Source organism: Neorhizobium puerariae (assembly GCF_042429745.1).
Lineage (GTDB): Bacteria > Pseudomonadota > Alphaproteobacteria > Rhizobiales > Rhizobiaceae > Neorhizobium > Neorhizobium puerariae.
The window spans coordinates 130192-148810 of the sequence record NZ_JBHMAA010000020.1 but is presented as its reverse complement, the minus strand read 5'-3'; the positions used below and the strand labels follow the sequence as shown (position 1 = coordinate 148810).

At 63.2% G+C, this 18619-nt stretch carries 17 protein-coding genes; 8 read left to right on the top strand and 9 right to left on the bottom strand.

Going from position 1 to position 18619, the window contains the following annotated elements:
- Positions 1 to 254 precede the first annotated feature (254 nt).
- From purB to ACFFP0_RS18810, 4 genes are all read right to left on the bottom strand, one after another.
- On the bottom strand, positions 255 to 1556 hold the full coding sequence (purB, locus tag ACFFP0_RS18825) for an adenylosuccinate lyase (protein WP_377263642.1): 1302 nt from the start codon (positions 1554 to 1556) through the stop codon (positions 255 to 257).
- 74 nt (positions 1557 to 1630) lie between these two features.
- Positions 1631 to 2380 (bottom strand): DUF2259 domain-containing protein, encoded by a 750-nt coding sequence (locus ACFFP0_RS18820; RefSeq protein WP_377263640.1) that lies wholly within the window; start codon positions 2378 to 2380, stop codon positions 1631 to 1633.
- Positions 2377 to 3054: a ribulose-phosphate 3-epimerase gene (rpe, locus tag ACFFP0_RS18815; protein ID WP_377263638.1), complete on the bottom strand. Its 678-nt coding sequence runs from the start codon at positions 3052 to 3054 to the stop codon at positions 2377 to 2379. The genes ACFFP0_RS18820 and rpe overlap by 4 nt, the downstream gene beginning before the upstream one ends.
- Before the next feature lie 59 nt (positions 3055 to 3113).
- Positions 3114 to 4187, bottom strand: a complete 1074-nt coding sequence (locus ACFFP0_RS18810; RefSeq protein ID WP_377263636.1) for a branched-chain amino acid ABC transporter substrate-binding protein — start codon at positions 4185 to 4187, stop codon at positions 3114 to 3116.
- A gap of 96 nt (positions 4188 to 4283) precedes the next feature.
- Between ACFFP0_RS18810 and ACFFP0_RS18805 the strand changes: the two genes are divergently transcribed.
- Genes ACFFP0_RS18805 through ACFFP0_RS18775 form a run of 7 tightly spaced genes read left to right on the top strand, consistent with a single transcriptional unit; the run spans position 4284 to position 10077 of the window.
- Entirely contained in the window at positions 4284 to 4862 is a 579-nt protein-coding gene (locus ACFFP0_RS18805) for a flavin reductase (protein WP_377263634.1), read from the top strand.
- A 24-nt stretch (positions 4863 to 4886) separates the two neighbouring features.
- Positions 4887 to 5828, top strand: a complete 942-nt coding sequence (locus ACFFP0_RS18800) for an AAA family ATPase (RefSeq protein ID WP_377263632.1) — start codon at positions 4887 to 4889, stop codon at positions 5826 to 5828.
- 3 nt (positions 5829 to 5831) lie between these two features.
- Positions 5832 to 7088 (top strand): vWA domain-containing protein, encoded by a 1257-nt coding sequence (locus tag ACFFP0_RS18795; protein WP_377263629.1) that lies wholly within the window; start codon positions 5832 to 5834, stop codon positions 7086 to 7088.
- Positions 7085 to 7411, top strand: coding sequence for an XdhC family protein (locus tag ACFFP0_RS18790; RefSeq protein ID WP_377263627.1), 327 nt, complete (start codon positions 7085 to 7087; stop codon positions 7409 to 7411). Before ACFFP0_RS18795 ends, ACFFP0_RS18790 begins: the two co-directional genes overlap by 4 nt.
- On the top strand, positions 7411 to 8106 hold the full coding sequence (locus tag ACFFP0_RS18785; protein WP_377263625.1) for an XdhC family protein: 696 nt from the start codon (positions 7411 to 7413) through the stop codon (positions 8104 to 8106). Before ACFFP0_RS18790 ends, ACFFP0_RS18785 begins: the two co-directional genes overlap by 1 nt.
- Positions 8107 to 8112: 6 nt before the next feature.
- On the top strand, positions 8113 to 9747 hold the full coding sequence (locus ACFFP0_RS18780) for an NTP transferase domain-containing protein (RefSeq protein ID WP_377263623.1): 1635 nt from the start codon (positions 8113 to 8115) through the stop codon (positions 9745 to 9747).
- Positions 9748 to 9750: 3 nt separating this feature from the next.
- A complete protein-coding gene (locus tag ACFFP0_RS18775) occupies positions 9751 to 10077 on the top strand; it encodes a TfoX/Sxy family protein (protein ID WP_377263621.1) in 327 nt (108 codons plus the stop codon).
- Between the two features lie 182 nt (positions 10078 to 10259).
- Here ACFFP0_RS18775 and ACFFP0_RS18770 read toward each other — a convergent pair whose 3' ends face one another.
- The 5 genes from ACFFP0_RS18770 to bcp form a co-directional block, all read right to left on the bottom strand.
- Entirely contained in the window at positions 10260 to 10673 is a 414-nt protein-coding gene (locus ACFFP0_RS18770) for an NUDIX domain-containing protein (RefSeq protein WP_377263619.1), read from the bottom strand.
- A gap of 6 nt (positions 10674 to 10679) precedes the next feature.
- Positions 10680 to 12176: a DEAD/DEAH box helicase gene (locus tag ACFFP0_RS18765; RefSeq protein WP_377263617.1), complete on the bottom strand. Its 1497-nt coding sequence runs from the start codon at positions 12174 to 12176 to the stop codon at positions 10680 to 10682.
- Between the two features lie 210 nt (positions 12177 to 12386).
- Positions 12387 to 13694, bottom strand: a complete 1308-nt coding sequence (locus tag ACFFP0_RS18760) for a M23 family metallopeptidase (protein ID WP_377263615.1) — start codon at positions 13692 to 13694, stop codon at positions 12387 to 12389.
- Positions 13695 to 13777: 83 nt separating this feature from the next.
- Entirely contained in the window at positions 13778 to 14605 is an 828-nt protein-coding gene (locus ACFFP0_RS18755; protein WP_377263613.1) for a ferritin-like domain-containing protein, read from the bottom strand.
- Between the two features lie 20 nt (positions 14606 to 14625).
- Entirely contained in the window at positions 14626 to 15099 is a 474-nt protein-coding gene (bcp, locus tag ACFFP0_RS18750) for a thioredoxin-dependent thiol peroxidase (protein ID WP_377263611.1), read from the bottom strand.
- A gap of 111 nt (positions 15100 to 15210) precedes the next feature.
- Between bcp and ACFFP0_RS18745 the strand changes: the two genes are divergently transcribed.
- A complete protein-coding gene (locus ACFFP0_RS18745; RefSeq protein ID WP_377263609.1) occupies positions 15211 to 18612 on the top strand; it encodes a YhdP family protein in 3402 nt (1133 codons plus the stop codon).
- Positions 18613 to 18619: the final 7 nt, after the last annotated feature.

The following is an 18619-nucleotide window of genomic DNA, read 5'->3' as shown; positions in this document are numbered from 1 at the left end:
CGAGAAATGCCCGCTTAACGTCTCAGCGAGAACGGTATGAAGTGGTAGCATGGCGAAGATCCTTTGGTCAGGAATCTTCATCCAAATCACATCATCCCGTTCTCAACCTGACTGTCGTGTACCGTGGAGTCCGTTTTCACCGGCATTTCTCTAGCCGCGTCGCGCGGCACCTGCAGATCGGCTTCGGATGCCGAAGAAAAGCCGCCGGCAGGAAGCCGGCGGCGTGTAAGACGACCCGAAATGGATGCCGGCGATCAGCCGAAAACACGCTTGAAGATCGTGTCGACGTGCTTGGTATGATAGCCGAGGTCGAATTTCTCGCGGATTTCCTCTTCGGAGAGAGCCGCGCGCACTTCCGGGTCGGCAAGCAGCTCTTCCAGGAAATCCTTGCCTTCTTCCCAGACCCTCATGGCATTGCGCTGCACCAGGCGATAGGCGTCTTCGCGGGAAACGCCGGCTTGCGTCAGGGCCAGCAGGACGCGCTGCGAATGAACGAGCCCGCGGAACTTGTTCAGGTTCTTCGTCATGTTTTCCGGATAAACGAGCAGCTTGTCGATCACGCTGGTCAGTCTCGCCAGGGCGAAATCGAGCGTGACCGTCGCGTCCGGCCCGATCATGCGCTCGACGGAAGAGTGGGAAATGTCACGCTCGTGCCACAGCGCCACGTTTTCCATGGCCGGGATCGCATAGGACCGGACCATGCGGGCGAGGCCCGTCAGGTTTTCCGTCAGCACGGGATTGCGCTTGTGCGGCATGGCCGACGAACCCTTCTGGCCCGGCGAGAAATATTCCTCGGCTTCCAGCACTTCCGTACGCTGCAGATGGCGGATCTCGATCGCCAGCCGTTCGATCGACGAGGCGATGACGCCGAGGGTCGCGAAATACATGGCGTGGCGGTCGCGCGGAATGACCTGGGTGGAGACAGGTTCCGGCTTCAGGCCCATGGCGGCCGCGACGTGTTCCTCCACGCGCGGATCGATATTGGCAAAGGTGCCGACAGCGCCGGAGATCGCGCAGGTCGCAATCTCGTCGCGTGCTTCCAGGAGGCGGGTCTTGTTGCGGTCGAATTCCGCATAGGCCTGGGCAAGCTTGACGCCGAATGTGGTGGGCTCGGCATGGATGCCATGGCTGCGGCCGATAGTGACCGTGTCCTTGTGCTCGAAGGCGCGGCGCTTCAAGGCATCGAGCAGCTTGTCGATATCGGCGAGCAGAAGGTCGGTGGCGCGTACGAGCTGCACGTTGAAGCAGGTGTCGAGCACGTCGGAGGACGTCATGCCCTGATGCACGAAACGGCTGTCCGGGCCGACGAATTCGGCGAGGTGGGTGAGGAAGGCGATGACGTCATGCTTGGTGACGGCCTCGATCTCATCGATGCGCGCGACGTTGAATTCGGCCTTGCCGCCCTTTTCCCAGATGGTCTCCGCCGCCGATTTCGGGATCACGCCGATAGCCGCGAGAGCATCGCAGGCATGCGCCTCGATTTCGAACCAGATGCGGAACTTGGTCTCGGGCGACCAGATGGCGACCATTTCGGGCCGCGAGTAACGGGGGATCATGGGCTTTCGACCTTCTCAAAACATGTCGGCGCCGCTGTAACAGGAACCGCCGGCAAGCTCAAGTTTTCGAGCGCTCAGGGAGTGCCGGGACCGGCCGTCTTGATGGGGATCGCAATCCAGCGCCCGTCCTGTCCCTCGAAGCCGGCGCTGAGAACCAGCACAAGCGCGACTTCGATCCCGGTCCCGCCGGGCGTTGCGCCGCTGACGACACCGCCCAGCCGATAGCCGCCGACGCAGCCGCGCGAGAGCGGGACGCGTTGGTCTTCGTGAACCGCGTCATCCACCGGTTTTCCGTCGCGCTCCGTGAAGCGGAGGCGGAAAGCGACGGATTTTTCAGCCAGACCTTCGCAGCGCGGATCGAGCGGCTGCGGGACTTCTTCGAGTACCAGCGTATTGGGCTCCCCGACCGGCGGCAGAACCGGCATGCTGCGATAGCGCAACCGGTGCGGGGCCTCATCCACCTCGGTGATCGGGTTGAATGCCACCAGCTCGCCGGGATGGTTGGCAAGTTCGTGGGTCTCGATCAGCGCCTCTGCATCGTTGCGCGCCTGCCAGCGGGCCTTGGCGATCGTTGCATCATTGTCCTCCAGCCGCACCCGGAGGGGCGTTCCCGGCAGGTAGGTGTCCTTGGCCAGATCGAGCGCATAGATGTTGGCGTAGGGAAAACCGGAGCCGTCCTGGATGCCGTATTCTTCATAGGCGAAGATCTGGCCATCGGCGGAGAAGCCGATCGGATGGATACTGGCGATGTCGGCCGCCGAGGTGGTGCCGGCGAAGAACATCGCCGCGCATGCGGGAACCGAAGATCGCAAGCCTGATATCATCCGCGTCCATCCTCCGCTGCCGTCTTGAGCCTGGCGATATTGTCCCGATAGGCAGCGATTCCCGCGCCTTTGTAAACCGCCGACCCCGCAACGAAGACATTGGCTCCGGCAGCGGTGGCCGCGCCGATCGTCTCCGCCGTAATGCCGCCATCCACTTCCAGTTCGATCGGGCGGGAGCCGATCATCGCCTTGGCGGCGCGGATCTTGTCTACCATGGCGGGGATGAATTTCTGGCCGCCGAAGCCCGGATTGACGCTCATGATCAGGATCAGGTCGACGTCGTCCAGCACGTTTTCGAGAACCGAGAGCGGCGTCGCCGGATTGAGCGTGACGCCGACCTTCTTGCCCAGCGCCCGGATCGTCTGCAGCGAACGGTGCAGGTGGGGACCCGCTTCGGCATGCGCGGTAATGCCGTCGCAACCGGCCTTGGCGAAGGCTTCGAGATAGGGGTCGGCCGGTGAGATCATCAGATGGCAGTCGAAAAAGGCGTTCGTGTAGGGCCTGAGCGATTTGATGACATCCGGTCCGAAGGAGATGTTCGGCACGAAATGGCCATCCATCACATCGAGATGGACCCAGTCCGCGCCCGCTTCGATGACGTCGCGCACCTCCTGGCCGAGTTTCGAGAAGTCGGCGGCCAGGATCGAAGGGGCAATGCGGACAGGCAGGGTCATGGGGCGAAGGTCTCCGGTTTGGCCAGCCATTTAGCATCGGCCGGCTTCTGGAACAATCGTCACTCGGTCGCCGGATGCGACAGGGCGAAAGCGGAGCCGCGCCATTCGAGCAGGCGGAAGGGATTCTCCTTCAACTCGTTGCCCTCGTCGAAAGCGATCGTGCCGATGGCCGTGCTGAAGGAACCGGCGCGGATCGCGTCGGCTATCGGCCGGCGCCCCGCCGTCGTCATGGCCTGGTGGACGAATTCCGCGGCCGCATAGGCCGCCAGCGTATAGCCGCCGGGATCGATATTCCTTGCTCCAAGCACCGTGAGGGCACCCGTTGCCGAGGGGAGCGAGGCATAGTCGGGAAGGGCGACGGCGAGCACGCCGTCGCGCAGCGGCACCGGTCGGTTCGCGGCCCGCATCGTGTCGCCGCCCATGAGCGAAAGGGGAATGCCCTCTGATGCCGCATCGCGGGCGATGATCGCCATGTCGTTACGATCGCCGCCGACGAAGACGTGTGTCGCTCCCGCCTTCGCGAGCCGGCGCACCAGAGCCACCTGCTGTTCCTGTCCCGGACGGAACGTATCGGTGAAGATCGGCGTGATTCCCATCGGTTCCAGATGCTGGCGGATGGCGCCTGCGAGTTCGCGTCCATAGATCGTGCCGTCTTCAACCAGCGCGACCGGTTCGGCCTTCCATATGTCGAGGATGGTCTCGGCAAGCTTTTCCGCCTCGTCACCTTCGACCGGCGCCATGCGGTAGAAGAGCCAGCCGTTGCGCAGCGTATCCTCCATCAGGATCTTCGAGCGGACGGAAATGCTGACGGCCGGAATCTGCGCCGCCTTCAATTGCGGCAGGGCGGTGGTCAGCGTCTCGACGCAGAGAAATCCGATCGCGGCCGAAACCCTGGAATCCAGGAGGTTCTTGGCGACCGCATTGCCGCCGGTTTCGTCGCAGCTTTCGTCCACTTCCACGACGGTATCTCCGGCCGCCTCCGCTGCCGCGCGCGCGCCCTGGAAAATCTGGGCGCCGAGCGAGGCATAAGGGCCCGAACGGGGTGCAACGACGCCGATCACCGATGCCGACGCTGATCCGCATCCGAAAAACGAAGCCAGCAAACCGGCGATGATGAAGCGTCGTGCTGTCATGCTTTCCCTGGAAATCTTGCCCTCAAGCCACATTTAGCCGTCTCGCCGCTGCCGTCAAAGAGAATCGGCCCCCGAAGGTAAAAAGCCGCAACCGCCGTGGACATCAAGCGTCTTCTCCACCATATCTTGGTCAGTAATGCAGGACCGACAGCGTACCTGACGCCTTTTCACGAGATGCCCTTGACGGACCAGCCCTTCCTCGATCCCGTCCTCTACCGCAACGGTATGGCGCGTTACGCCGGCCACGTTCAGGTGGTCACAACCGAGTTCGAAGGGGTCAGCCGGGGAGTGACGGTGACGGCCGCCTGTTCCGTCTCGGACAATCCGCCGAGCGTTCTGGTGTGCCTGAACGGCAGCAATGCCAACAATGCGGTCTTCGGCAAGAGCGGCGTCTTCGCGCTGAATTCACTGGCTGCGCATCACCAGCCGCTTGCAATGGCCTTTGCGGGCTTGAGCGGCGTGCCGCTGGGGGAACGCTTCCTGCTCGGCGATTGGGTGCGGCTTGTGACGGGCGCGCCGGTGCTGGCAGATGCCGTGGTCGGCTTCGATTGCCGGCTGACAGACATAAAGCAGGTTTCGACGCATTTTGTTATGTTCGGGGAGGTGAAAGCCATTCATTTCGGTCCGGAAGCGCCGTCGCTCATCTATCTGGACCGTGGTTTTCATACATTGTAGAACGCCGTTTGAAAGGGTGCGATTATGCCGGATGGAAAAACGGGTGTCCCGTCGGCCCCGATCCCCAGATCGATCGATGAGACGATCGGCCTCCTGAGCGCCGAGGACTACCTTGCCGGGCGGTCGCTCGCGACGGTGATCTTCCTGGCCTTGAAGATGAAGCGGCCGTTGTTTCTCGAAGGCGAGGCAGGGGTCGGCAAGACGGAAATCGCCAAGACGCTTGCGAAAGCGCTCGGCCGGCCGTTGATCCGTCTTCAGTGTTATGAGGGGCTGGATATTTCCTCTGCCGTCTATGAATGGAACTATCCGGCCCAGATGCTGGATATCCGGCTTGCGGAAGCGACGGGTATAGGAGACCGCGACCGGCTGGAAGCCGATCTGTTTTCCGAGCGCCATCTGATCCGCCGTCCGGTGCTGCAGGCGCTGGGGCAGGAGGGCGGGCCGGCTCCGGTCTTTCTGATCGACGAACTCGACCGCACGGACGAAGCTTTCGAAGCCTTCCTGCTGGAAGTGCTTTCGGATTTCCAGGTGACCATTCCGGAACTCGGCACCATCCGGGCCGCTGAACCGCCAATCGTCATCATCACCACCAATCGCACGCGGGAAATCCATGACGCGCTGAAGCGCCGCTGTCTCTATCATTGGGTCGACTATCCGGACGCGGCGCAGGAACTGGAAATCATCCGCCGCAAGGTGCCGCAATGCGGGGAAACCCTGTCACGGCAGATCGTGGCCTATGTCCAGAAACTCAGAACGCTCGATCTCTTCAAGAATCCCGGCGTCGCGGAGACCATCGACTGGGCGACGGCGCTCACCGAACTCGACCGTATCGCGCTCGATCCGGAAACGATCGCCGACACGCTTGGGACCCTTTTGAAATATCAGGACGACATCGCCCGCATCAAGGGCGGCGCGGGCGAGCGGGTGCTGAACGAGGTCAAGGCGGAACTTCTGGCTGCGGGATAGCGGATGAGCACGGGATTTGGCAAAGACGGAGCGATCGTCCCACCGGTTCCGGCCGGCGACGGGAAGCTTGCGGACAATCTCGTCCATTTCTCCCGAGTGCTCCGGCGTGCCGGACTGAAAACGGGACCGGCTGCCGCCGCGGACGCCATCGCCGCCGTCGATGCGATCGGCATAGGTTCTCGCGAGGAATTCCATGCGGCGCTGTCTGCCGTTTTCGTCAAGCGCCATGAAGACCAGCCGGTTTTCGACGAAGCCTTCCGGCTTTTCTGGCGATCGCGCGATCTCATCGGCAAGATGATCGCGATGATGTCGCCCAAGGCGGCCGACAATCGCGAGAAGGAAAAACCCAAGGCGGGCGCCGCCCGTGTCGGCGGTGCGTTGACGGAAGACCGCCCCCGGAGCGCGCGCAGCAAACCGCCCGAGATCGAGGTGGATTCGCGTTTCACGACCTCGGCCAGCGAGGTCCTGAAACGGATGGATTTCGCCCAGATGACGGCGGCCGAGCTGGCTCAGGCCCGGCGCGAGCTTCGAAAGCTCGCTCTGCCGCTCGACCAGGTGAGGATGCGCCGCTTCCGGCCCTCCGGTCGTCAGCCGGTGATCGACCCGCGCGCCACGATGCGCCAGGCGATGCGGAGCGGCGGCGACCTCATCCTGCCGCGTTTCCGGCAGCGCCGGACGGCGCCGCCGCCATTGGTTGTGCTTGCCGATATTTCCGGCTCCATGAGCCAGTACACGCGCATCTTCCTGCATTTTCTGCACGCCCTCACCGAAAAGCGCACGCGGGTGCATACCTTCCTGTTCGGCACGCGGCTCACCAACGTGACGCGGCAGATGCGCAGGCGCGATCCGGACGAGGCATTGTCCGGTTGCACGGAAGCCGTGCGCGACTGGTCGGGCGGCACCCGGATCGGCGCGACGCTTGCGGAATTCAATCGGCTCTGGTCGCGCCGCGTGCTGGGGCAGGGGGCGGTCGTGCTCCTTATCACCGACGGATTGGAACGCGACGGGGTCGAGGAACTGGAAAAGGAGATGGATCGGCTGCACCGGTCCTGCCGGAGGCTGATCTGGCTGAACCCGCTGTTGCGCTTCGATGGCTTCGAGGCAAGGGCGCGCGGCGTACGCGCCATGCTGCCGCATGTCGACGAGTTCCGCGCCGTCCACAACCTTCAATCGCTGGCCGATCTCGCCGGCGCATTGTCCGATGATCATACGAAAGCCGCGGACCCGCGGCGTTTTTTGGATATGAGGAGGGTCGCATGACTGTTTCCGAAATTCTGGACCCGTTGGCGACGGCCGAAAGCTGGAAGGAAGCCGGCCGCGATGTGGCGATCGCCACCGTGATCGATACCTGGGGCTCGGCGCCGCGTCCTGCGGGAAGTCATCTCGTCATCGACGGCGAGGGCAATTTCGAGGGCTCTGTCTCTGGCGGCTGCGTTGAAGGCGCGGTCATCACGGAAGCGCTCGACGTCATTTCCAGCGGGACGCCGCGGATGCTGGAATTCGGGGTCGCCGACGAGACCGCATGGCGTGTCGGCCTGTCCTGCGGCGGCCGTATCCGCGTCTATGTGGAAAGGCTCGGCTGATGCAGCTCGACACACTGACGAAGCTGAACGCGGCCCGGCGAGCGCGCAAGGCCGCCGTGGTGGTGACCGATCTTTCCAGCGGCAGGGTGCGGGTCATCCTTGAAGGCGAGATCGTGTCCGGCCCGCTGGATGAGGAGGTCGCCAAGGCTTTCCGCAGTGGCAAGGCCGGTACGATCGAACTGGAAGGGCAATCGCTTTTCCTCAACGTCCATCTTCCGCCGCCGCGCATCGTGGTGATCGGCGCGGTGCATATCAGCCAGGCGCTGGCGCGGCTGGCGCCGGTGGCGGGTTACGATCTGACGATCATCGACCCGCGCACCGCCTTTGCGACGGAGGAACGCTTCGAAGGCGTCGAACTCGTCGCCGACTGGCCTGAGGATGTGCTGAAGGACCGCCCGCTGGACGCCTATACGGCGTTGGCGGCCGTGACCCACGATCCGAAGATCGATGATTTTCCGCTTTCGGAAGCGCTCCGGGCCGGCTGTTTCTATGTCGGTGCGCTCGGCAGCCGGAAGACCCATGCGAAACGCGTCGAGCGGCTGAAGGAGATGGGGCGCACGGACAGCGAGATCGGCCGGATCGCAGCGCCGATCGGCCTCGATATCGGGGCTGCGAGTCCCGCAGAGATTGCCCTGGCCACGCTTGCCCAGATTGTCCAGGCCTTCCGCCGGCGCGATCTGGTCACTGATGGGTGATATACGATGAGATACGGAACCTTCGATCTCGCGGAAGCGGAAGGCTCGGTGCTTGCGCACGGCATCCGGTTGCCATCCGGCCGGCTGCCGAAGGGACAGGTGCTTTCCCCACAGGATATCGCGCGTCTCTCGGAGGAAGGCATCACGTCGGTGGTCGCCGTGCGGCTGGAGCCCGGTGATCTGCCGGAAGACGAGGCGGCGGCGGCGATCGCCGGTGCGATGGCGCCTGACAATCTTCGCTTCTCCGAAGCGGCGACAGGCCGCGTGAATGTCTACGCCAGGATCGACGGGCTCTTCGTTGCCGACAAGGCGGTAGTCGACGCGCTGAACCGCATCGACCCGGCAATCACGCTTGCCTGTCTTGCCGACCATGTCGCGGTGCGCGCCGGCGACATGGTGGCGACCGTCAAGATCATCCCGCTGGCGGTCGGCGGCGACAAGGTCGCCCAAGCTGTTTCGCTGCTGGCAGAATCGGTTGCCTTCGAGGTAAAGACCTACTGTCCACGCGCGGTGACCCTGATTGCCACGGAGCTTCCGTCCCTCAAGGCATCCGTCATGGATCGGACCGCGAGACTTCTGGAGCAGCGGCTTGCCCAGTCCGGTAGTCGGCTAATAAAAGAAGTCCGTATTCCCCATTCATCCGATCGTCTGACTGAGATTCTTCAACGACTTGGCGCCCAGGAAATTAGTGAGCCGGCTATGATTATCGTCTTCGGTGCCTCCGCCGTGGCCGACAAGGATGATGTCATCCCGGCCGCGATCCGTCGCGCGGGAGGAGAGGTGGAGCAGGTGGGCATGCCGGTCGATCCCGGCAATCTGCTTGTACTCGGGCGACTGGGTAACGTGCCGGTGCTCGGTGCCCCGGGTTGCGCCCGCTCGCCGAAGGAAAACGGCTTCGACTGGGTGTTGAACCGGCTGATGGCCGGAGAGACGCCGACGTCGTTCGATATAACCGGCATGGGTGTCGGGGGGCTTCTGATGGAGATTCCGACCCGCCCGCGGCCGCGCGATGCGGCGAAGGGAAAGACCGCCGAGCTTTCGGTGGGCGCACTGCTGTTGGCCGCCGGCCAGGCGCGCCGGATGGGCAGGGACGCCCCCCACAAGCTGCTGGCGGAATTCGACGGCGTGCCGCTGGTCAGGCGCTCGGCCGAGATGCTTCTGGCGGCGCAGGCCGCGCCGGTCGTCGCCGTGACGGGACACCGGCGCGAAGAGATTGAGGCGGCATTGTCCGGACTGAACAATCGCCTGCATTTCAACCCGGATTATGCGTCCGGCATGGCGAGTTCGCTGGTTGCCGGCTTTTCCGATCCCGAGCTTGCGTCGAAGGACGGTATCCTGGTCATGCTTGCCGACATGCCCGGCGTGACGACCGAACATGTGAACAGGCTGGTCGCGGCTTTTCGCGAGGCGGGTGGCGGAGTCGTGATCCGGTCCGTTTCGGAGGGAAAGCGCGGCAACCCGATCATTCTGCCGAGAATCGCCTATGATGCGGTGCTGCGTCTGGAAGGTGACGTCGGTGCGCGCGCGATCATTGAAAACTCCGGCCTGTCGGTCATCGACGTCGATATCGGTCCGGCAGCTCACCTCGATGTCGACACGCCCGAGGCCGTGACTGCTGCTGGTGGCGTGTTGAAAGGATAGGCGATGGACAATGCCGGCATCGAGGAAATATTCGAAGGGCTCGGCCCCGTTTCGATCCGCCGTATGTTCGGCGGCAAGGGCGTCTATCATCAGGGCCTGATCGTCGCGATCCACCTGCACGACGAGCTTTTGCTGAAGGCGGACGAGGCGAGCGGTCCCGAATTCGAGGCGGCCGGCGCGCGCCGGTGGGTCTATCAGAACAAGAAGGGCACGCCGGTACCCATGCCCTACTGGTCCATACCGGACGAGGCGTTCGACGATCCTGACGAGATGCGGAAATGGGTTCGGCTTGCGTTCGAGGCGGCGATGCGGGCGAATTCGAAAATCTGAAGAATCATTCCTCCAGTGCTAGATTTCGCATCTTGATCGGAAAACTAAGGAAAGCTTATCATCCGCTTCGTATTGGCGGACGCGGGTTGCCGAATCGATCGAGCGGAACGCGTCCGGAAATAAAACCAAAATGATTTCATCAAGATAGCCGCTTCGGTTCGCCGGGGCGGCTTTCGTTTTGCTCATCCGGCGAGGTGGGCGAAAGCCTTGGCTGAAAAGGCCGAAAGGGGCTGGGGCAGGGCCTTGAGGTCGAACCAGCCAATTTCCGACAGCTTATCGGGTTCGGTAAGCGACGGCTCGCCGGTAAAATCGCGGGTGATATAGATCAGGGAAACCCAGTGCTGCCGGTCTGCTTCGATGATTTCCTCGGCCAGGCAGAGGAAATCGACCTTTCCGATCTTGAGACCCGTTTCCTCTTCCGCTTCCCGGCGGGCGGCTTCCGAAGAAGGTTCCATCAGGTCGACCTTGCCGCCGACGATGTTCCAGAAACCTGCCTCCGGCGGGTTCATGCGGCGGCAAAGCAGGACCTTGCCATCGCCGCGCAGAATCACCAGACCAGCGCCGACGCCTGGGAAGTCGATGCCGGGCCTGGCCATGGAAAATCAGGCCTTGGCGTTGGCGACGATCAGCATGAAGGCAGGAATGTCGTCGCCGAAGCCGACTGGGGTCGGACCGTCGTCATGGTCGCGGTGACGGCGGCGGTCGCGATTGTCGTCATTGGCGGGGCTCGGCCGCGTGTTACGGTTACCGCCATTGTTCTGCGGCTTCCTGTCTGCCTTGCGCTCCGGTCTCACGTTTTCCACCTTCGACTCCTCGAAGCCCTCTGTGGCTTCGATCTGATTATCCTGTTTTTTCGTGTCAGCCCTATGACCCGAATCGCCCCGCTTGCCGCGGCCGCGCTCCTTATCACGATCACGACCCCTGCGGCCACGCTCATTGTCGTGACTTTCCATCGGTGCGGGCAGGGCGGAAAGATCGCCGCTCTGCCACTCGATCTTCTCGCTGATCAGCTTCTCGATGGCGTCCATATATTTCGTGTCGGCACGGGTGACGATGGTGAACGCCCGCCCGGAGCGGCCGGCGCGGCCGGTTCGGCCGATGCGGTGCACATAGTCTTCCGAATGGATCGGGACGTCGAAATTGAAGACATGGCTGACGTCGGGGATGTCGAGGCCACGGGCGGCGACGTCCGATGCCACGAGCAGCTTGATATTGCCGTCCTTGAAATTGGCGAGCATCGTCATGCGCGAACGCTGGTCCATGTCGCCATGCAGCGCGCCGACCGAGAAGCCGTGGCGCTCCAGCGAGCGGAACAGTTCGGAGACGTCCTTCTTGCGATTGCAGAAGATGATCGCGTTCTTGAGGTTGTCCTGTGTGGTGATGAGGTCGCGCAGCACGGCGCGTTTCTCGTAGTCCTTGGAATGGGACGCGACGAGGCGCTGCGTCACGGTCTTGGCCGTCGAGGAAGGCTTGGCCACTTCGACGCGTTCCGGGTTCTGCAGGAAGCGGTCGGCGAGCTTCTGGATTTCCGGCGGCATGGTTGCCGAGAAGAACAGCGTCTGCCGGGTGAAGGGGATCATCTTCGCGATCCGCTCGATATCCGGGATGAAGCCCATGTCGAGCATGCGGTCCGCTTCGTCGATGACGAGAATCTCGACGCCGGTCATCAGCAGCTTGCCGCGCTCGCAATGATCCAGCAGGCGGCCGGGCGTCGCGATCAGCACGTCGGCGCCGCGCTCGAGCTTGCGGTCCTGGTCCTCGAAGGAGACGCCGCCGATCAGCAGGGCGACGTTCAGCTTGTGGTTCTTGCCGTACTTGTCGAAGTTTTCCGCGACCTGAGCGGCGAGTTCGCGCGTGGGCTCCAGGATGAGGGTGCGCGGCATGCGTGCGCGTGCGCGGCCCTTTTCCAGAAGCGTCAGCATCGGCAGAACGAAAGAGGCCGTCTTGCCGGTTCCCGTCTGGGCGATGCCGCAGATGTCCCGGCGCTGCAGCGCGTATGGAATTGCCCCTGCCTGAATAGGTGTGGGATTCGTGTAACCCGCGTCGGCGACCGCGGATAAGACTTTCTGGCTCAGGCCAAGATCAGCGAATGTGGTCAAAGGGAATTCTGTTTCCGTTCCGGTTCTATGCGAACACTGTGCAAGTCGCCATGGGACTGGTCGACAACTGGCCCGCGACATAGGACCAAAACGCTTGAAAGTCAAGGAAAACAGGCAATTTGACCGCCGGGTTGGTGAATGAAGATGTCAAAAGGACAACCTGGCTACCGTAATCGCGGCAAAGAATTGTTTTTTGCCAAGTAAAACGGCCTAATTCAGGTAGGTCGTGAGCTTCATACCGGCATTGAGGAAATGAACGGGATCGACGGGATTGCCGTCTCTGCGAACCTCGTAATGCACATGCGGGCCGGTGGACCGGCCGGTGGAGCCGGCGCGGCCGATGACGTCGCCGGCGGACACCGTGTCGCCTTCCCTGACCAGCACCTTGGACATGTGGCCGTAGCGGGTGCTGATGCCCTGGCCATGGTCGATCTCGACCATATTGCCGTATCCGCCGGAGAGGCCCGCCGCGGTCACCTTGCCGGCCCCGGTCGCCTTGACCTCCTGGCCGGTATCCGCCTGAAAATCGATGCCGGCATGCAGTGCCAGCCGCCCGAGGAAGGGATCGATGCGGTTGCCGTAGCGGCTGGTGATTTCATGACCGGGCGCCGGATTGCCGAAAGGCAGGTCTCGCGCCGTTTCCCGAACGCTTTCCAGCCGGCTCAGCGCGGCATCGAGGCCGTCCAGCGACGTATCGAATATGCTGGCGCTGGCTTGCGGCTCCATATACGGACCGCCGACGCCTTCGCCGGCGCTGCCCGCGGTTCTGGAATCCGATGCGATGTCCACCCCGGTGCGCTTGAGGATTGCGGTGATCGCATCCGCCGTCTCCGAGGCGCCGGTCGTCAGGTTGGAGATCTTGGCGAGCTGCTCGTTCTCGATGTTCTTCAGCGACAGCGTCACCTTCGAAAAGACCCGATCGGCGCGGTCAGCCGTGTTTTCGCGCAGCGGCGCGTAACCGAGGGCGCTTGTGGTGTCGAGGGGTGCTGCGGATACCGGGCCGGAAAGCAGCTTGTCGATGGCCTCCAGGCCGCCGCCACCGGAAATCGACGCCTGCCGCTCCTTGGCGACCGGCTGGAAGGCGGGGGCGGGCGTCGGCGGCGCGGTCAACCCTGACTCTTCCGCACGGTTCAGCAGGGAGCCGAGCTTGCCGTGCCGGTCGAAAAGAGCGTTCTGCTGTTCGAGCAGTTTCTCCACCTTCTGCTCCACCACCTGCTGGTTGAGGAGCTGGCGCGAGGTAATGCGGTCGAGCTGGGCGCGCAGCGCGGCAATCCGGTCCTCGTAGTCGTGCTGCATGCGGGCCTGCCGCGCCATCGTGGCGCCGATCAGGTCGTCGCGGATGACAAGGTAGGAGGTCGCGGCAAGATAGCCGATGGCAAAAACGCCGAAGAAGCAGAAGGCAAGCGCCGCCATCCAGGGGCGGACGGTCATGTGACGGATCTTCTCGCCGCTGGCGAGGATGAGAACGTGCTGGGGCGCACGCTTCCCAAATACCCGGTTTTCGGTTCCCTTCGCCACAGTGAATCTCCCGGAGATGCGACTCGTATCGTCGTCGTCCCATTGGGGTGATTACACATGGTTATGGTTAACGAATGCTTATTTCAGGCGCTGCTCGTGGAGGTCAGGGAGCGATAGAAGGAGGGCGTAAGGCCGGCCTCCGCCCGCGCGATATCGTTGAAGGGCGCTTTCAGCGAGCCGCGGAAATTGGCGCGCACGAGTTGCTGGAAAGTAGCCGCCGGGTCCTTGCGCTCGCGGGCGCAGAGGAAGCGGAACCATTTTGCTCCGATCGCCACATGGCCCTTTTCGTCGTTGTAGATGACGTCGAGGATCGCCGCGCTTTCGAGATCGCCGGTCTCGCGCATCTTGGCTTGCAGCGAGGGTGTCACATCCAGGCCGCGAGCCTCGAGAATCAGCGGCACGACCGCGAGCCGCGCGGTGAGGTCGTTGCGGGTGGAATGGGCGGCCTGCCACAATCCGTCGTGGGCCGGCATGTCGCCGTAGTCGGCGCCGAGATCGTTCAGCCGCGCGCGCACCATGCGAAAATGCTTGGCTTCCTCGAAGGCAACCTGCATCCAGCCGTCGAAGAAGGAGTTCGGCACCGGCTCGGTCGCGAAACGGGCAACGATATCGAGCGCCAGATCGACGGCGTTGAGCTCGATATGGGCGATCGCATGCAGCGTCGCGATACGGCCGTTGACCGTATGAAGGGACCGTTTTTCGACGGCCCTGGGCGGCACGAGTTCCGGCTTTTCCGGCCGGCCCGGACGTGTCGGCAGCGGCGGGTCCAGCGGAGAGCGCAGCGACAGCCGTCGCTCGAACCAGCGCGTGGCCGCCTCCTGCGCAAGCCGGGTCTTCACGTCGAGGTCTGCCGAAAGGATGGCTGCCGTCGCGCCGCCTCTCAGCGATGGGATCGAAAACGTGTCAGCCATCGAATATGTCCGCCCATGCTCTATTTCCGGGACGCCTTGAGAGTGTCCAGCACCTCTTCGGCATGGCCGGCGACCTTCACCTTGGGCCAGATCTTGGCTATGCGCCCGTCGCCGCCGATCAGGAACGTCGTCCGCTCGACGCCCATGTAGGTGCGGCCGTACATGCTCTTTTCCTTCCAGACGCCGTAGAGATTGGCAAGCGCCGTATCCTCGTCGGAGGCAAGGATGACCGAAAGACCGTGCTTCTGCGCGAACCTGTCATGCTTCCTGACGCTGTCGGGAGACACGCCGATCACCGTAGCCCCGGCCTTTTCGAATTCCGGCAGCAGGCCTGTGAAGGAGATCGCTTCCCTGGTGCAGGCGGTCGTGTCGTCCTTCGGATAGAAATAGAGCACGACCGGTTTGCCGGAGAACGAATTCAGGGACACGGTGCCGCCGCCGTCACGGGGAAGCGCAAAGTCCGGAGCGATGTCGCCAATGGCCAGATCGGGCATGGATTTCCTTTCTTTTGCCGGTATCTTGAGTGATTGTCGCCGCAATCGGTATATACTGGCCGCGATTAGGTCCAGATCATTCGCGAATATGGAAAGACAGATATCAACCTGATGGCGGAAATTCGCGGAGAAAGGGTCAGTTTCCACCGGAAGGACATCGTTCCGCTCCACGAGCTTCCCTCTGCGCAGGCAGAAGATCCGATCATTGTCCACTGCCCGCCGCCGCGGACGGGGATGAAGCGATTCGGCAGGATGGCCGCGCTGTTCCTCATGCTGGTGCTGCTCGCGATCGGCAGCGCGGTCTTCGCCATCGAGGGAGGCGCCGTCGACGGAACGCTTTCCGCGCGCGCCCAGAAGGCACTCAACGAAGCCATCGGTCCCCGTTACGTCGCCACGGTCGGTTCGACGGCCATCCGTTTCGATTCCGGCTTTCGCCTCGCGCTCGAAGCGCGCGATGTCGATGTGGTCGAGCAGGCGACGGGGGAACATCTGAGCCGTACCGGCGCCATGCGCATGGCGATCGATCCCCTTGCGCTTCTCGGTGGCCGCATATCCATCAAGCATATGGAGGCGGAACATATCCGTCTCGACACGGCGCAGCTCCCGTCCGGCGATCCGCTACCCCTGTCGGAAGTCCGCATCGACGCCATGCCCGCCTTGCTCGAACAGGCGTTCCAGCGGCTCGACGAGGCGCGCAGCCTCATCGAACGTACGGGCACCGGTTCCGTCAGCATTTCCGGCATCGAGATCCTGTTGCCGGCGGCGCCCGGGCGGAAGCCGATCACGCTTCTCGTCGACACGCTCGAGCTGACGCGAGGCGTCGAGGGGGACGTGCAGATCAACGGCACGATCAGCCTCAACGGCCGCAGGGCGGTGCTGACCGCCGCATCGAGAACCGTCGAGGGTGTCACGACGTCCCTGTCGGCCAGATTGAACGGTTTGGAGGTGACGCCGTTCCTGCTGCAGAGAACGGAGGACGGCACGCCGCGTGAAGGCATCGAAGGTTCGCTCGACCTCGATCTGGCCGCCACGCGGTCGCGCGAGATGACGAGGCCCGCCATCACCGCGACCCTTCGCCAGTCTCCCGGGCACTTCTACTTCGACGGCATCCAGCAGGTCTTTACCGGCGCCGTCATCAACATCGTCTACGATTTCGCCAAGAACTCGATCGAACTCCAGAAATCCGAAGCCCGTTTCGGCCCCACCATCCTGCCTTTCACCGGCGCCGTCATCGATCTGAGCAGGCTCGATCCGGACGACAGGCGCGTCGGCTTCGGCCTGGATCTCCTGATCAGCGGCGGCACGGCCGTGGGAGCCACGGAAGGCGAACAGCCGGCGCAATTCGATCTCAAGGCGAACGGCCGTTATCTCGCCGCCGAACGGGAGCTGCAGTTCGACGAAATGGGCGTTTCCAGCCCTCTCGGCCAGATGGCCGGCTCGCTGAAGATCCGGTTCGGCAATCAGTCGCCGGAAATCAGTTTCGGCGCGCGGTTGCCGCACATGCAGGTGACCGGGGTCAAGCAGCTCTGGCCTTTCTGGATGGCGCGCAGGCCGCGTGAATGGGTCATGGGCAACCTGTTCGGCGGGACCGTGACCAATGGTTCCATCGCCGTCTTCATCCCGGAAGGCCGGATGAAAGGACCGGGCATTCCCATGGAGCTCGATCAGAACGAATTGCAGATCGGCTTCGACCTTGCCGATGCCCGCATCAACCTTCCGGGTGACATACCGCCGCTGCGCGATATCGACGGCCGCTTCAACCTGACGGGTGCGCTCCTGCAGGTCGATGTCGACCGAGCCGGCTCGTTCTTTCCGTCCGGCCGGTCCGTCACGGTGGACGGCGGCCGTTTTTCCATTCCCTCGACCTATGCCAAGCCATTGATGGCCGAGCTGTCGCTGGACCTGGAGGGACCGGCGGACGCGGTGACGGAACTGGTGAGCTTCCGCCCGATCAACGCGCTCAAGGGGACCGATTTCAAGCCCGAGGACTTTTCCGGTCAGGCGCGCGTCGACCTCAAGGCGCGCATGGGGTTGATCAACGCCCACAACCCGCCCAGGCCGACCTGGAATGCCCATGTCGAACTTGGAGATGTCGATATCGGCCCTGAATTCGCCGGTCGCAAGGTCGGTTCCTTGAACGGCACTCTCGACGTCGATACCCAGGCCGCGCGGCTTGCCGCCAAGGGGACGATCGACGACGTTCCGGCCGACATCGCCCTTGTCGAGCCGATCGATGCCGCGTCGCCTGTCAAGCGCGAGCGGGTTATCAAGACTGTGCTCAACAACGATCAGCGCGAAAAATTGGCTCCCGGACTTTCCGAAATAATCGACGGAACGGTTTCCGCGCAGCTGACGCGGCTCGACGAAAGCAGGCAGGCCGTCTCCCTGGATCTGAGCCGCGCCGCGCTCTCCGTGCCCTGGCTTGGCTGGACCAAGGGCAATGGGATTCCCGCCAAGGCGCAATTCGAGCTTTCGGAGGACGGGCAGCGTGTCAGCATCCGCAACTTCGATCTCGCCGGTGACGGTTTCGGAGCGCGTGGCAATCTGTCGCTCAATGGCGACGAGTTGACGTCGGCGGAATTTTCGCACGTCCAGCTTTCGCCTGCCGACAATTACGCCGTGGCCGTGAAACGCTCGAAGGGCAGTTTCGACATTTCGTTGACCGGCTCCGTGGTGGACATGCGGCCTGTCATCACCAGGCTCAAGGCGCGTGAAAGCGGCGGAAGCAGCGGTGGCAGTCGCGGCAGTGACTCGGGAAGCGCCGTCGTGCGCGCCAGGCTGGACCGCGTGCTGGGCTTCAACGACCAGGTGCTGTCCAATGTGTCGCTGCTGTTTTCCAGCCGCAACGGAGACGTCTCGGCGGCGGACCTTTCAGCGGTGACCGAAAGCGGACAGGCGGTCGTGAGCCAGATGAACCGCGGCGACATGATTTCCGTGACGAGCGGCGATGCCGGCGCCGTGATCCGCTTCATGAACCTCTACGGCAACATGCGCGGTGGTCTCCTGAACCTGCGGCTCAAGGCGCAGGGCGATGCCTGGGCAGGGTCGATCGATCTGCGCAGCTTCGCCCTGGTCAACGAATCGAAGCTTCAATCGCTGGTCTCCACCGAGGATACGGAGGGCCGCAGCCTGAATTCCGCGACGAAGCGCAATATCGACGTCACGTCCGCGAAGTTCCAGCGGGGTTATGCGAGCCTTCTTTACCGCAGCGGGGCTCTGCTGGTGGAGAACGGCGTGGTGCGCGGCGAACAGATCGGCGCAACCTTCCAGGGACTGGTACGCGACGCGAAGGGCAATATGGAAATGACCGGCACGTTCATGCCGGCCTATGGATTGAACCGGCTGTTCGGGGAACTGCCTTTGATCGGCGCCATCCTCGGCAATGGCCGGGATCGCGGCCTGCTTGGCATCACCTTCAAGATGGAAGGGCAGTTCGACAAGCCGAAGCTCACGGTCAATCCGCTGTCGATCATCGCGCCGGGCATATTCCGGCAGATATTCGAGTTCCAATAAAAAGGCC